General features: G+C 45.9%; 13 protein-coding genes and 1 tRNA gene. 8 read left to right on the forward strand and 6 right to left on the reverse strand.

Annotation, left to right across the window (positions count from 1 at the left end):
* Window positions 1–89 precede the first annotated feature (89 nt).
* The gene (locus tag ACI0FF_RS06430) at window positions 90–2,066 is read right to left on the reverse strand and encodes a TonB-dependent receptor domain-containing protein (protein WP_419799297.1); all 1,977 of its coding nucleotides are present in this window, start codon (window positions 2,064–2,066) and stop codon (window positions 90–92) included.
* A 176-nt stretch (window positions 2,067–2,242) separates the two neighbouring features.
* Here ACI0FF_RS06430 and ACI0FF_RS06435 point away from each other — a divergent pair, with 176 nt between their 5' ends.
* Together ACI0FF_RS06435 and ACI0FF_RS06440 are read left to right on the forward strand one after the other, a co-directional pair.
* Window positions 2,243–3,253 (forward strand): helix-turn-helix domain-containing protein, encoded by a 1,011-nt coding sequence (locus tag ACI0FF_RS06435; protein WP_419799298.1) that lies wholly within the window; start codon window positions 2,243–2,245, stop codon window positions 3,251–3,253.
* 145 nt (window positions 3,254–3,398) lie between these two features.
* Complete coding sequence (locus tag ACI0FF_RS06440; RefSeq protein ID WP_419799299.1) at window positions 3,399–5,357, forward strand: methyl-accepting chemotaxis protein; 1,959 nt, start codon at window positions 3,399–3,401, stop codon at window positions 5,355–5,357.
* 141 nt (window positions 5,358–5,498) lie between these two features.
* Here the strand turns inward: ACI0FF_RS06440 and ACI0FF_RS06445 are convergent, their stop codons facing one another.
* Both ACI0FF_RS06445 and ACI0FF_RS06450 read right to left on the reverse strand, forming a co-directional pair.
* Entirely contained in the window at window positions 5,499–7,076 is a 1,578-nt protein-coding gene (locus ACI0FF_RS06445; RefSeq protein WP_419799300.1) for an alkaline phosphatase, read from the reverse strand.
* Window positions 7,077–7,251: 175 nt separating this feature from the next.
* The gene (locus tag ACI0FF_RS06450; RefSeq protein ID WP_419799301.1) at window positions 7,252–8,154 is read right to left on the reverse strand and encodes an N-formylglutamate amidohydrolase; all 903 of its coding nucleotides are present in this window, start codon (window positions 8,152–8,154) and stop codon (window positions 7,252–7,254) included.
* Window positions 8,155–8,355: 201 nt separating this feature from the next.
* Here ACI0FF_RS06450 and ACI0FF_RS06455 point away from each other — a divergent pair.
* From ACI0FF_RS06455 to ACI0FF_RS06465, 3 genes are all read left to right on the forward strand, one after another.
* A tRNA-Val gene (locus tag ACI0FF_RS06455) sits at window positions 8,356–8,432 on the forward strand.
* Between the two features lie 109 nt (window positions 8,433–8,541).
* The gene (ykgO, locus tag ACI0FF_RS06460) at window positions 8,542–8,667 is read left to right on the forward strand and encodes a type B 50S ribosomal protein L36 (protein WP_069189558.1); all 126 of its coding nucleotides are present in this window, start codon (window positions 8,542–8,544) and stop codon (window positions 8,665–8,667) included.
* 127 nt (window positions 8,668–8,794) lie between these two features.
* Window positions 8,795–9,754, forward strand: coding sequence for a proline dehydrogenase family protein (locus tag ACI0FF_RS06465; RefSeq protein ID WP_419799302.1), 960 nt, complete (start codon window positions 8,795–8,797; stop codon window positions 9,752–9,754).
* Between the two features lie 66 nt (window positions 9,755–9,820).
* On the opposite strand, the gene ACI0FF_RS06470 is transcribed toward ACI0FF_RS06465, so the two are convergent.
* The gene (locus tag ACI0FF_RS06470) at window positions 9,821–10,066 is read right to left on the reverse strand and encodes a DUF2312 domain-containing protein (RefSeq protein ID WP_188662202.1); all 246 of its coding nucleotides are present in this window, start codon (window positions 10,064–10,066) and stop codon (window positions 9,821–9,823) included.
* Between the two features lie 207 nt (window positions 10,067–10,273).
* Here ACI0FF_RS06470 and ACI0FF_RS06475 point away from each other — a divergent pair, with 207 nt between their 5' ends.
* From ACI0FF_RS06475 to ACI0FF_RS06485, 3 genes are all read left to right on the forward strand, one after another.
* On the forward strand, window positions 10,274–11,359 hold the full coding sequence (locus ACI0FF_RS06475; protein ID WP_419799303.1) for a response regulator: 1,086 nt from the start codon (window positions 10,274–10,276) through the stop codon (window positions 11,357–11,359).
* Window positions 11,360–11,514: 155 nt separating this feature from the next.
* Entirely contained in the window at window positions 11,515–11,997 is a 483-nt protein-coding gene (locus tag ACI0FF_RS06480) for a carboxymuconolactone decarboxylase family protein (RefSeq protein ID WP_419799304.1), read from the forward strand.
* Between the two features lie 107 nt (window positions 11,998–12,104).
* Window positions 12,105–12,587, forward strand: coding sequence for an RrF2 family transcriptional regulator (locus ACI0FF_RS06485; protein ID WP_419799305.1), 483 nt, complete (start codon window positions 12,105–12,107; stop codon window positions 12,585–12,587).
* Window positions 12,588–12,595: 8 nt separating this feature from the next.
* Here ACI0FF_RS06485 and ACI0FF_RS06490 read toward each other — a convergent pair whose 3' ends face one another.
* A complete protein-coding gene (locus tag ACI0FF_RS06490; protein WP_419799306.1) occupies window positions 12,596–13,732 on the reverse strand; it encodes a carboxylate-amine ligase in 1,137 nt (378 codons plus the stop codon).
* Between the two features lie 8 nt (window positions 13,733–13,740).
* Complete coding sequence (locus tag ACI0FF_RS06495; RefSeq protein ID WP_419799307.1) at window positions 13,741–14,553, reverse strand: N-formylglutamate amidohydrolase; 813 nt, start codon at window positions 14,551–14,553, stop codon at window positions 13,741–13,743.
* Window positions 14,554–14,645: the final 92 nt, after the last annotated feature.

Below are 14,645 nucleotides of genomic sequence, written 5' to 3' on the forward strand. Positions count from 1 at the left end.
TTTAAACGCAGGAAATGGGCGGCCTGTTATTCAAGCCACCCATCCCCTATCGACACACTGAGCAAACGGTGTCTATTGTCGCGTTCCTCCTAAAAATCGAGCTTGGCGGTAAGAATAACGGAACGACCGGGATCGTTGAGTTCGTAAACAAAGGCGGCTGCGTGGTCATAGGCCGCATTCGCCCGGTCGGCATAAGTGGCATCAAACAGATTTTTCACATCCAGTCGCAGGGTCAAACCATCGACATCTTCCGGCATCCATTCGCCGTATATGTTGGAGACCAGATAACTGGGCAGGGATTTACCTGTTTGCACGCGAATATCGTCGTTAGAAAAGGCGTATTCATTGCTGGTTCCCAGACGTACGCCGTATTCGGGTAAGGTGTGGGAGACTTCAAGGTTCATCATGTCGCCCATAAGGGTACCTGTGTAGCTGTCTCCCGTTGTGCTGGGGACATCAGAGTCTACGCGAACGGTTGAACGCGAAAAGCCTGCTTTGACAAAGCCGTCGTCATAACTATATTTCGCACTGATATTGAACCCGCGTGAATTGATGTCTTGCTGTGTATTTCGGCTGGCTGGGCTGGACAGAACCGGGGCATTATTAATCTCGGTCCAGAACCAGTTACCGTCCAACGTGAACTGGTCAATTTCGTAAAGGGCACCGATTTTGTAATTGCGTGCTCGCGCAGCCTCGATACCGTTATAGGTGCTGGCATTGGTCTGTGTACCTGCTTCCGCAATTGGTAAACCGCCAAAAACAGTACTAAGCCCCCCATATCCCATGATTTGCGAGGTAATATCATATTCGATGTTGGCGTTGGCGCTTAGACCGCTATCGGTGACTTTGGTTCCGTTATTACCTTTTAGTCGGGCAAAATCGTAACGACCGCCAACAGATGTTCTTAAACGATCGGTCAGATCGAGACGGGCTTGGGCAAACCCACCGATATTGAGGTTTTCTTCTGTATAATAACTGGCGGCGTTATAGCCACCTGTTCCTTTGTCGTTATAAAAATCCACACCCGTCGTGATTTTACCCATATCCGTGGTAAAGGTGTTGGACAGTTTACCGTTTAAGGTTTCGACATGCGCAACGATGGTGAGCGAATTTTGGCGATGATCGGTTAAATCGGCTTTGGTATAGCTTAAGCTTGCTTTGGGGTCCCACATGTCACTGGGGGTTTCATCCCCAAATGCCAACGTCACGTTTGTGCGGTCATACATGGTGTGGGACGGGAGTTGTGTAGACACAACAAAGTTAGGACGTGCAGAACGAATGCCGTCGTCTTCCATATAATTGGCGCTGAATTTCAGGCGATATCCGGTGGAACCGGTTGCCCCGATTTTGAATAAACCGTTGTAGGCTTCTGGGGACGTGCCTTTGATTTTATTTCCATTACCGTCTTTGTAGGCCTGCCCTGCGGTGTTGGAGCCATAAAACATGACATCAATATTGTCGTAGCGCGCACCAATGGCCAAATCTTCGCTGGACCCTTTGTTATTGGTATTATAAGAAATTTTGCCAAAACCGCCGAAGTTTTCACCCGGTGTGACCAAATCGCGACCGTCTTTTGTCTCGACGCTCATGCTTCCGCCGAGCGCAGCTGGTCCGGCATCGGCTGGGGCGACACCCGTTTCAACCTTGATGCTTTTTAGCAAACCGGGATCCATAATTGTGGTGCCGATATGGTGGTAGGTTTTATTGGCTTGACGGGCACCGTCGATATCAACAGCCAAGTTTGTGTCTTCAATTCCGTTGACGTAGACTTTTTGTGCGATGGAAACTGGGGCACCGACATGAACACCGGGTTCTTGGCGAAAGACATCCTTCATATCCACTGGATCAATGCGTTCCAAATCATCTGCATCAACCTGTACGCCGCCGGTAATGACATCGGCTTTGGCATCAATGGAAATCGGCGCAAGGATGATTGCTTTTTCTTCGTCTTTTTTCGCATCTTGTGCCTGTGCTGTGCCGTTTAAAACGATTGCGGCACACCCCGCCAAAAGGGCGTTTTTGAATGTGTATGCCTTGGAGGGGGCATCCGATAGTTTTTGTGACATCGTCATCCTCGGAAATTAAAATCTTTAAAAAGTTAAGAATGATTGTTAATATCAACTGATGTATGGAGAGGCGAGTCAGGATATGTTTGCAAAAACACCAGACTTGTTTGCAAAAAGTGCAATTTATTATTATTTGCAAAATGATGAATGAACATGAAGGAATAAGGGATGCGGACATGGCGCATAAAACGATAAAGGAAACCAAAAGACGCAAAGGGCTTGTTTATCGGGATGCAATTAAAGAAACAAACCTGTTCGCTTTAGCGGGCGAAAGCTGTGTAAAGATGAAAAATGTTCCTGAACCTTCTGCACAAAACCATACAATTCTAAAAGGACGAATTAACAGTCGAGACTGTTGTTCACGTTTAAACGTCCATGCAACGGATTCAGAAGAGGTTCGTGACTATACGGCTAAGGCATACCTGCAACCGGCTGTAACCTTTTCCATTATCCTAAAAGGTCGGATTGAAGGAATGATGGGGGATACCCCCTTTATTTTAGAAGCAGATTCTCGCCCCACAGGGTACTTGTGGTCCATGAACACCCCGATGTTGTGGACGCGTTCGATTAAAAAGGATATGTATGTTCGCAAAGTCAATATCAGCCTTCCGCGTGACGGATTGCTTGGACAATTGGCAGGGCAGAAACAGGACGATCCCTTAAATTTTTATGTGCGTCAGCTTTTGACAGGCCCCCTTCAAATTCATCAATGGCAGCCGTCTAAAAGGGCGATTTCCTTGGCGGAACAAATCGTTCAACCTGTGTGTCGTTTTCCTTTGTTAGATCAACTTTATATGGAAAGTCGGGCATTGGAAATTGTCAGTGAGGCATTGGAAAGCATGGTTAAACAAAACCATACGGTAGATGTGGCGGCGTGTGCGTCAAAGGCACAGAGCATTCGAGATTATATTGAAGAACATTTGAACGAAGACCTTACGCTTTCGCATATCTCATGTGCAATTGGCATGGCGGTGAATAGTACGCAACGCATGTTTAAGGCAACTTTTGACATGACCGTTATGGATTATATACGCGAGCGACGTTTGGAAATTGCCAAAACAGCAATGGTGCAGGACGGTTTGACGATTGCACAAGCTGCTTATCTGGCGGGTTATAACAGTCCTGCAAATTTTTCAACGGCATTTAAACGGGTCTACGGTATCTCTCCCTCCAGTTTGAGGCGTTAAAAACGGAAACGTTGTGCGTTATAATTGTATGCACAATATATAAGCATCTTGCGGTTCGCCTTTTGGTTTATTTTCCTTGTTACAAATTTTCTTCTAATTATGTATCATTAGAAAAATAAAAGATAAATCAGCGAGGAGCGCCCATATGTTTAGGAACGCAAAACTATCTGTTCAAATTAATTTAATCACGCTTATCGGTGTTATAGGCTTTATCATTTCCGCAATACTAATTGCAGTAAATTTGAATAAAATCGTTGATTTACAGGATAAGCAAAATCAGGCCGCCACGGCGCTGCAAGACGCAAATGATCTTAAATATATGTTTCTAAATGCGCGTCGAAATGAAAAAGATTTTCTGATCCGATTAAATGAAAAATATATTGCAGATCATAACGGAACGGTCGCAACGGCAAGAGAGTTGATCGGGCGCTTAAAAGTCTTTCATCAGGATGAACCAAATAATATCGATTTGGCGGAAAAACTGATTACTAAGTTAGAGGCTTATGAACAGCAGTTTAAAATGGTAGCCGAGGATTGGTTGGCTTTGGGATTGACGGAAAAAGACGGTCTTCAAGGAAGCTTGCGGGCATCGGTACATAACGTGGAGACAACTTTAAAAGAATATAGTGAAGACAAATTGAGCGTTATTATGCTGATGATGCGCAGACACGAAAAAGATTTCATTATGCGTCTGGCAGATAAATATGTGGGGCGAATGGATGACAGATTGTCTGAATTTCAAAATGCATTGACTATATCTGTGATACCGGAGACAGCCCAGCAAGACATTTTGAAAAAGATGGATGCCTATATTGCTGATTTTAAAGCATATGCAAAAAAAAGATTAATCATTAACGAAGAGGTTTCAAATCTAAGCAAGACATTTGCAGAAGCTGAACCGTTTATGGAAAAGCTGGTTGACCATACCTTTGCTGATTTTCAATACAGTTCCGAGGAGGCCATCAACACTGCAAATCATACGGAAATGATATTGATTGTTGTGCAATTGGCCGGTTCTATATTGATGTTGATCAGCGGGATTTTAATCTCAAAAGGTATTGTGCGTCCCATTTCTCAGGTTGCAGGCATTATGGGTGATCTGACCGAAGGGGTTCGAAATATCGAGATCCCTAATACAGATCGATCCAACGAAATTGGTAATATGTGTAAGGCGGTTGAACACTTTCAGGAGAAATTGGTTGAAGGTGAGGAATTGCAGCGCCGTCAAGCTGAGGAACAACAGCGTCAAGTGGATCGTGCAGAAAAAATTACGCAGGCAACACAATGTTTTGAAGAAGGCGTGGCTGGTGTGTTGGCGCGTTTTCAATCCTCCATTACACAAATGTCGACGGCTGCAGGGACGGTTACAAATGCGGCAGGCCATGTGAATGAAGAGTCAGATACGGTTGCCTCTGCTGCGTCTGAAGCTTCTACAAATGTGCAAACGGTTGCCTCTGCCTCAGAAGAATTGGCGGCATCGATTAAAGAAATTGGGGAACAGGTTGCGCAATCCACACAGATTTCAGGTGATGCAGTTGAGGAAGCACAACAGACCAATCAAAAAGTCCAAAATTTGGCAGAACAAGCGAGTAAAATCGGGGAAGTTCTTAAAATCATTGGGGATATTGCCGAACAGACAAACTTGTTGGCGCTAAATGCGACGATTGAAGCGGCCCGAGCAGGAGATGCAGGTAAAGGATTTGCCGTTGTTGCGTCGGAGGTTAAAAATCTGGCAACACAAACGGCAAAGGCAACCCACCAGATTGAAGAACAAATTACAATGGTACAGTCTTCAACCCATGCCGCCGCGGAAGCCATTGCAGGAATTTCCAGAACAATTTCAACAATGGATGAAATTTCATCGGCCATTGCAGCAGCGGTGGAAGAACAACAAGCTGCCACTGCAGAAATTGCACGCAATGTTGATGAGGCCGCGCAAGGCACCAATATGGTGACCAGTAGTATTCACAAAGTAAGTCAGGCCGCTGATGAAAGTGAACAGGCCGCACATTCCATGAACCAGGTTGCCGATGAGCTTAATGGTGAGTCTAATCAATTGAGTCGAACTGTGACTGATTTTGTCGCGGAAATCAAAGTATTGTAAATTGCCACAGTTAGCGATGCGGTTTTGTTTGAAGATCACTTTCCATCCTCAATATTCTGAGGATGGAAAGTAAAATATACGGTCATTTTTCAGGAAGGTCTTTGTTGCTTAAAAAACTTCCTTTTAGGCAGGTAGGATAATTTATTTGATTTGATCGATCATATATTGCCCCAGAACGGAGTGATGCATGATTTTGGCGACCGGTAAGATGGTTTCTGCGGGACCCCATGCAAAAACATTCACGGGAACTGCTGTGTGGGTTCCCGTGCCCCAAACGATGTTTTGTTTGGTGGCCTGTTCGCGCGCTAGTACGTTGCCCCGGTCATTATAGGGGAAATAGGCGTCAAAATCGTGGATGGCGGGAACCTGTTTGGCTTTCAGGTAGCCGTGGCCCTCCACATGATACGGGTTTTCTTTATCTGTCAGGACGTGTGCGGCCTGTTCTTCGGTAATATGGAAATCAGAACTGTTATTAACCATTTTTGCAAGCATGGCAGGTGTTTGGTCTTTTTTATCCAGTTTTTCGAATTTGGAAAACAGGGTGGCGTAGCTCATGTTCTGGTTATAAAGACTGTCCAAAATATCAAAACTACCAAAATTGAAATTTGGTTTGTAGTCGCGATTTGCAAATGCTTCGCCGGGGCGTTTCTGTGCTTTGGGTAAGTCAGCAGAGGAATAGCTGAAACCAAAGGAACCGGTTTCGTGGTCGGCGGTGACGATCACCAAAGTATCATCACGCCCTTTTGCCCAATCATGGACGCGGGCAACGGCTTCGTCGAATTTGACCATTTCATTGAGCATGGTGCCCGCATCGTTGGAATGACCCGCCCAATCGATCTGGCCGCCTTCAACCATCAGGAAGAAACCGTCTTTGTCTTTTTCCAGAACGTTCAGGGCTTTTTGTGTCATTTCGGCCAAGGTCGGTTGCGTGCGTTTGGCATCATTTTTGGTCAGGCGGTATTCGACACCGTCAGCCATACCGGAATAAGCAAACAACCCGAGAAGTTTATCACCTTTTGACAGAGTCAACTGGTCTTGATCAAAGGCGAGGCTGTAGCCTGCTTTTTGTGCTTCCAGCAACAGGTTACGTTCGTCTTTACGTTTGGATTTCAATTTAATAGAACCGCCGGTCAGTTCCACGAGTTGATTATAAACATCCCCCTTGTTATTGGTGGATTTTGGAATGAAATGACGAATACCGCCTGAAAGCATGACATCCACATTTGCCTTCAACATATCAACCGCAATGTCGTTTTCCAATGAACGGTGCGGCTGATGGGCGGCAAAGGCTGCGGGGGTTGCATGTGTGAGACGTGTGTCGGAAATAATCCCTGTTGCTTTCCCCAAACGCTTGGCTTTTTCCAGAATGGTTTCAACGTGATTGCCATCTGCATCAATGCCAATGACTTCTGAACCGGTGTATATCCCGGTTGCCAATTGTGTCGCTGAACAAGCTGAATCCACAACGATTGCATCTGTCGGATTGGTTAGGGAAGAACCGATCACCCCTTCGTCTGCCACTTTGTAGATGGCTGTATTTTTGCCTTTATAAATGGAATTCGGGGCATATTGAGCATAGGTTTCCAGAAGGCCGACCTGTTGTGGGCCCATACCATCACCGATCATCAAGATAACGTTTTTAATGTTGGCACCCTGTGCCGTTGTTGGCAGGGAAACTGCGAAAGTGGCCGCAATAATGGCGCGTTTAAAGGTTTTCATTTCATCCTCTGTCTGGATTTAAATTAGAAAATTAAAAATTAGAAACAGCAGCGGATGCTAGCATGGGCCGTATGACAGGATTGTGACGTTTATGTATTTTTTTTCTATTGGAAAAATCTATATAAGATTATGATTTTATTTATTTAATTTGCTTTAATGTAGGATGCTGGTTTTTCTATAGGCGCTCTTTTACCAAAGCATTAAGGGATTCTATGGCAGTTTGCAGACGTCTTTTGATGTCTTGTAATTGCGCTAAAGGGGTTACGTGATCCTCGTCCATATAAAGGGCACGATTGAGTTCTATTTGCAAAACGTGGATCTGGCGGGCAGGCTCGCCATAATGCTGTGTGGTAAATCCGCCCGCATAGGGTCGGTTTCGTTTGACCCTGAAACCTTGTTCTTCCAACAGACCTTGTGTGTGTTCCGTTATCCAGCTGTTACAAGATGTGCCGAAACGGTCCCCGAGGATGATGTCGGCGTCAACAAGCTGAAAATCCCCATTTGGTGTCGGGGAGCCGGACGGCATGGAATGACAGTCAATTAGTAAACAAATTCCGAACTGTTCACGGGTTTCTTCGATCAGGCGGCGCAAGGCTGCGTGATAGGGGTGATAAAGGCGTTTGATGCGTTCATCTATTTCGGGGAAGTGTAACTTTTCGCGATAGATATTAGCACCGTTCGTCACGATTTTAGCGATCGTTCCCAAACCAGCCTGCGCGCGAGGTGATTCGGTATTAACGAATGACGGCAGCACAGAATCGAACATATCGGGGTCCAATTCATAAGGTTCCCGATTTACATCTATATAGGCACGTGGGTAGACTGCCTTCAGTAAGGGGCTGCCAAATTTGGTGCAGGATTCGTAAATTTCATCAATAAACGCATCTTCAGAGCGACGTAACGCGGTTGGGCTTAAAAGAGATGATTCGATGAAATCCTGAGGATAATAACATCCGCTATGTGGTGAGGCATAGACGACAGGGGTGGTCTGTTTTTTTGGATAGAGAATGGCAAAGGACGCTTTATCCTCTGTTGTCTCATCTAAACGACCATATGCTTCTGTTGTGGAAGCGCCCATGATTTCCGCCATTTCTTTACGATTCTGTTAAATCTCTATTGTTTGAGTACCGCGTCCAGAAAGACGGTGCAAGTAAGAATAATAAAACAAAAACTACAAAAAAACGAAAAAAAGGGGTTGCTTTGTACGGTTTGTCGGATTAAAAGCGCTCTCGCTTCCGGGGTAATCCTTCAGTTGCCGTATCGGGAGCGAGTAAAACATGGGTCGTTAGCTCAGTTGGTTAGAGTGCTGCCTTGACATGGCAGAGGTCACAAGTTCAAATCTTGTACGACCCACCATTTTTTTCGATCTGGAGATTGTTGTTGTTGACTCAACACGATGATCTCCGTATGTTCCCGGCTCCGCTCATCCAGAGGAGATGGGCAAAGCGTTTGAGGATACGAGATTATGAAAGTTCGCAACTCTTTAAAATCCGCTAAGCTGCGTGAAAAAGGCTGCCGTGTCGTGCGCCGCCGTGGCCGCGTATATGTTATTAATAAAAAGAACCCGCGTTTCAAGGCTCGTCAGGGCTGATTTAGCACGATCTTTTAATTAAGACATTTGACAAAAAGCCGCACCCGGTTGGGATGCGGCTTTTTGTCGTTCAAGCTATGATCAGACTTGCGCAAATTTAAACGGGGTCGTACCCTGATAAAGAGAAATGCGGAAGAAGTTATATAAACCTATGAGCTTGAAGAAAAAAATAGCAGGCAGTTCTATTGTTCGGTTTCTGGCGCAAAATACGCCTTTGATGCATGGTATTGCAAAAAAACTTGTCCCGGCCACCACAGGTGTTGAAGCCGTGGAAGTGGCGGCAAAGTTGCGTGATATGGGATATCATGTGTGTTTGCATCATCTGGGTAAAGCGTCGAAGGATATCGAGGTTATCCAGGAAAATGTTTCCACGGTGATTGAAACGTTGGAAATTTTGGATGAGGAACGTCTGGAAGTCTGTTTCAGTTTGATGCCGTCTGAAATGGGTTATCTAAAATCAGGAAAAAGCGGCGAGGTCCATTGTCGGCAAGTGGCGCAAGTCTTTGGCAAAAGGATTGCGGTGCGCGATGTTGAGGACCGTCAAGGCTATGGAGACGGTCATGGTGTGGGGGAACGCAATATGCTTATCCTGCATGCTGCAGAACGCATTCAGATGCAGCGTTTATTGGCTTTGTATGGCGGTATTAGCCGATCTGACGTTCCTGTCTGTGTGACCATTCCAGCAGGCCTGATGCGCAGTATAAACGATGTAAAGGCGATCATTTCCCAAGGGGGTAATATCCGCTTATCCATGTATCCTTTTAAAGTGCATGATGCGAATTCTTTGGAATATGAAGACTTGATTCTGGATAATTATATGAAGTTGGCGCGTATCCTGTTGTCGGAAGATGCCATGATCCAACAAGTAACCCCCGTTTTCGCCCTAGAAGATAATCAAGTTGCAGAACAGATTATGATGATGGCCAATCTGGAAGGTTGGAGCGCGGATAGTTTTGAGTTTGAAATCCCATACGGGGTGAACAATTCGCTCAAACGCAAATTGCGTGATGACGGGTATAAAGTGCGTGTGCTGGTCCCTTATGGCAAGGAGTGGTGGCCTTATTTTAGAAAACGTAGTGAAAGTTAAAGTAAAATAAAGGGCACAGATCAAAGACTGTGCCCTTTATTTTTGATTTATATTATGGGGTAAAGGCTATTCCATACCCAGTGCGCGTTTGTAAAGATCCAGAATCTCTTCTTGTTCGGTGCGATCATGGTCTTCCATTTTGCGCAAGCGGACAAGTTGACGCATAATTTTAACGTCGAAGCCCGTTCCTTTGGCTTCTGCATAAACATCCTTGATATCGGCGGCGAGGGCCGCTTTTTCTTCTTCAAGGCGTTCTATACGTTCAATGAAAGAGCGCAGGTGATCGCCTGCAATTCCGCCGACTTCAGCCATAATTTGATCCCTTGTTGGTCTAAGTAATAAATCTGTTGCGGCGAAGATAAACAGCTCGCTTGCGACATGCAAGTTTGTTCGACATATACGAAAGGATAAAAAAAATTGCTATTCGGGGCGGGAACCTACCTCTTTCGCTTGCGTCAGGCTTAGATTTTGTGCAATCAATCAAAGGAGATAAGCAAAACAAAACGGGGTTAAAGTCCAGTGGCTCGTTATCATCTTGAACGCCTTTCCGTCATGTTGGTGGAAGATAATGCATTTGTACGCGATACGATGGCGAATCTATTGCGCTCATTTGAAATCCGCAAACTCGTCACCTGTGAAAACGGGGTGCAGGCGATTGATTTTCTCAAGGCAGCAGGGGGGCCAAATAACCCAGGTGGCGTGGATCTGATTATTTCCGATTTGATCATGTCACCGGCAAATGGTTTGTTGTTGTTGCGTTGGGTGCGTGCGGCAAAAGAATCACCTAATCGGTTTATGCCCTTTATTATGATGAGTGGTGCGGCTGATAACGATTATGTTAATGCCGCCCGTGATATGGGCGTGTCGGAATTTTTGGCCAAGCCTTTTTCCGTTGATAGCGTTTATAAGCGATTGATGGAATTGATCGATTTTCCGCGCCAGTTTGTTACAACACATAACTATCACGGCCCGGATCGTCGCCGTCGCAACGAACCGGCCCCCAATAATGTCGAACGGCGCGAAACGACAGATGATGATATTACAATCGTCTATTCAGGTGAAAAGAAGAAAGCCAAAACGGATTCCGGTGTTTGGTATTTCCGTCTTCCCAACCGTTTGAAAGACAAAGTCGGTGGAATGGGAATGAAAGGTGGCGGGTCTTTGCCACAAGATTTGCTGGATCAAGCCGAACAGGAATTGGAACGATCTTCTGCAAGCTTTCATGATTGGGCGTTGGAATATTTATCTCAACTGTCGAACCTTTGTACCGAGGCCCTCTTGGCCCCAGGTGCACGAGGCGAACATTTCCATAAAATCAATTTGCTTGCCCACGAATTGCGGGGACAAGGTGGAACCTTTGGCTATCCGTTGATTTCCATTTTTGGAAAAATGCTTTACGAATGCACGGTGGAAGGCTGCAAGGAAACGGATGCAGCGGTCGAAGTGGTCAAAGCACACATTGATGCCATGCGGGCTGTTTTACGTGAAAAAATCATGGGTGACGGCGGTGTCTTGGGCCGTGAATTACTGCAAGGTTTACAGTTAGCGGTTAAAGAAAAGACAGGACAAATCCTGAAAGTGGATGATCAGGACCAAGGCTGGTAAACAATCGTTTTGTTGATTGAAAAGGGTCGGAGATTACTCCGGCCCTTTTTTTATTTATTCCAAAAAATTAAGGATGGAAAAAGGATAGGGTTGACAGGAGAATATTAATTAAGGATAAATTATATCCGTAATTAATATTTAAAAGGATCTTTCCTATGACTAATCGACTGAATCATTTCGAAACCTCCCCGGCAATCTTGGAGAAAATGACAGCATTTTCTATGGCGACCAAGCAGGAAACCTCACTTGATCAGGCTTTGCTGCATCTTGTTGATATTCGTGTTTCCATGTTAAACGGCTGTGCTTTTTGTCTGGATATGCATGTCAAGCAGGCCAAAATTCATGGTGAACGTGAATTGCGTTTATATCATTTGGGGATATGGCGGGAATCAGCTTTGTTTACCGACCGGGAGCGCGCTGCCTTGGCGTGGGCAGAAGAAGTAACACGGTTGCCGACGGAAGGTATCTCTGACGCGCTTTATACTGAAATGCGAAAACATTTTTCAGAAAAAGAGTTATGTGATCTGAACTTTGCCGTGATGGCGATCAATAGTTGGAACCGTTTGGCTATCCCTTTTCAAGCTATGCCGGGCACAGCGGATGAGATGTTTGGGTTGACAAAAGCTGGTTTGGCTTAACGGGTTATATTGAATGGACGATCCCTAAAGGGGCAGGGATCATCTTTCTTTTAAATTGAATATTAGGTACAAAGAGGGAGGCTTTGATCGGAAACGGGAAAACAACGATGAATTTAAAGAACCAAGTGGAATGGGCATTACATTGTTGTGCAGTCATCGCTGCCTTACCGGAAGGAAAACGGATTTCCACCAAAGCGTTGTCCGAGTTTCACGGTGTTCCGAAAGAGTATCTGTCCAAGGCGCTTCAGGCGGTGTCCCAAGCTGGTTTGGTTGAAGGTACTCTCGGCCCCAAAGGGGGCTATCGCTTGGCCCGCCCCGCCCAAGAGATTAGTTTTCTGGATATTGTCGAAGCTGTGGAAGGGCGACGCAACACCTTTAATTGTACGGAAATCAGAGGCAATAATCCGTGTCTAGAAGATAAAAGCAAGCCTGCCAAGCCTTGTGCGATTGCCCGTGTGATGTGGGATGCGGATGAGGCATGGCGTGACAAGCTGCGAGCAGTCAGTTTGATGGATTTGCAAGAGACATTGCTGCGCGATATCCCACGCGCAGAATTGGAGAAAAGTGCAGAATGGCTTATGTCACAATGAATAAGTTTTTATAGTCCGCGAACAGTTTCGGATTTTAACCATTGGGTAACGGCTCGGCAGGCCTGCAGGTCATCTGCACCGTCTTCCTTGGCTTGGTTAAAAATCTTTATCTGGCGATGTGAACTGGTGCCACGTGTTAAAATATCACGCAAACTATGTAATTCTTCTGTGCAGTTGAGTGCTTCGGCATCGTCTTTAAGCATTTCGATCAATTCTTCCAAAAGGTCTTTGAAATCAACCAAGGTGCCTTTGCCGAAATCCACCAGCCCTTCGTCCAATCCGTAGCGCTGAGCCCGCCAGCGGTTTTCATCAATTAACATGGTGCGATAGGTACGCCAGCGTTGGTTATTGCGGCGAAGCCGATAAAGCATGCGCAACAGGCATTGAAAAAGACAGGCAATAGCAATCGCATCATCCAAAGTGGTGCAGACATCGGTGATACGCATTTCCAATGTGGGGAATTTTACGGCCGGGCGAACATCCCACCACAACATGGTTGCATCTTTGATCATCCCGACGTTGATTAACGCATCGACGTGTTTTTGATATTCGCTATAACTGTCAAATAATTCCGGCAACCCCGTGCGCGGCAGCTCGTCAAATACACTTAAACGATAACATTTTAAACCCGTGTCATGTCCGCGCCACATGGGTGATGAGGTGCTGAGGCACAGAAGGTGGGGCAGGAAATAAGACACTTGGTTCATAAGATCAATACGTAAATCGTCATCATCAATTCCCACATGGACGTGCATGCCGGAAATAATTAAACGGCGTACAACCGCTTGCATGTCTTGGGCAAAGGTATGATAACGTTCGGCATCCGTATGGGTCTGTTCTCCCCATTCCGCATGGGGATGGGTTGAGGCTGCAATGGGGGCAACACCAAATTTTTGTCCGATATCGGCAACGCTTTGACGAAGCCATGCCAACTGGGCGCGTGCTTCTTTTACATCTTTGCAGACACGTGTGCCGACTTCGACTTGCGATTGTAGAAATTCTGGCCGGACAAGGTCCTTTAATTCGGATTGCAAAGCGGCCATGAGATCATCCAGCGATCGGGTCGCAAGATTACCTGTCTCACAATCGACCATCAGATATTCTTCTTCTATGCCAATGGTCCAACTGGGTTCATGAACGGACATGTGCTGCCTCAGTAATGTTTAACGTTGAAAATGGAAGGATCTTTGAAAATTTCCATGAGGGCCTTGCTCAGGATATCCCCCCATTCCTGTTGTTTTTTGGGTGTGTCGATTAAATCTTGCCGCAATTCTATGGCGCAGTAGGGCAATCCGGGGGCTGCCCCATGCAAATCGATGGAATAGGCGTCTTCCCAACCGGAATAAGGCACGTTATCCCCGACAATTAAGCCGGTTTCACGGCTTAAAATCTCAATCAATGGACTGGCAAGGCGGGGGTCACGTTTCCAAAGAATGGAGATATGCCACGGGCGATCTTCTTCGAGTGACATTAATTCGGGGGTGAAGCTGTGAATGGAAAACAAGGCCGGTGGTGTGCCTTTGCGCCATAGATGGGCACCCGTTTCGGTAATGGCATGGTGATAGGGCCAGAAGACGGCTTCGCTACGTTCGACTTGCTGACTTTCGCTCAGGCAATGGTTGGCCGGAACGGTGATCCCATCACTGATTTCCGGGATGGAGGATGGATCCCCGGGTTGGCGATTGCAATCGATAACAAGACGGGAATAGTTACAAAGCACTGCGGGTGCATTTAGTTTTTCAGACATGGCCCGTGTGACACCGGCCGCACCGATATCAAGGGCAATATGGTAACTCAGTTCTTTTTCACTTAATCCCATATTATCCAGCTTTTCAGGAATGCGGTTGCTGGCATGATCACAGATCAGCAACAAAGGTGTCTCACCTTCCTGATTGAGGATTTCATAAGGGTTCGGATCGTGCGCGCCGAGAAGCGGCTCGAAGGTAATTTCATTTTCGTTCTTCATTTTTCCAACTATACAGGAGAGTTATGCAAACTCATAAATATTGTTCGGTTGTTTGACTGTTCTTTTGCTTTCTGCGCGAAAGTCGGTATATA

The organism is Terasakiella sp. 4MB5A (assembly GCF_050058155.1).
GTDB lineage: Bacteria > Pseudomonadota > Alphaproteobacteria > Rhodospirillales > Terasakiellaceae > Terasakiella > Terasakiella halodenitrificans.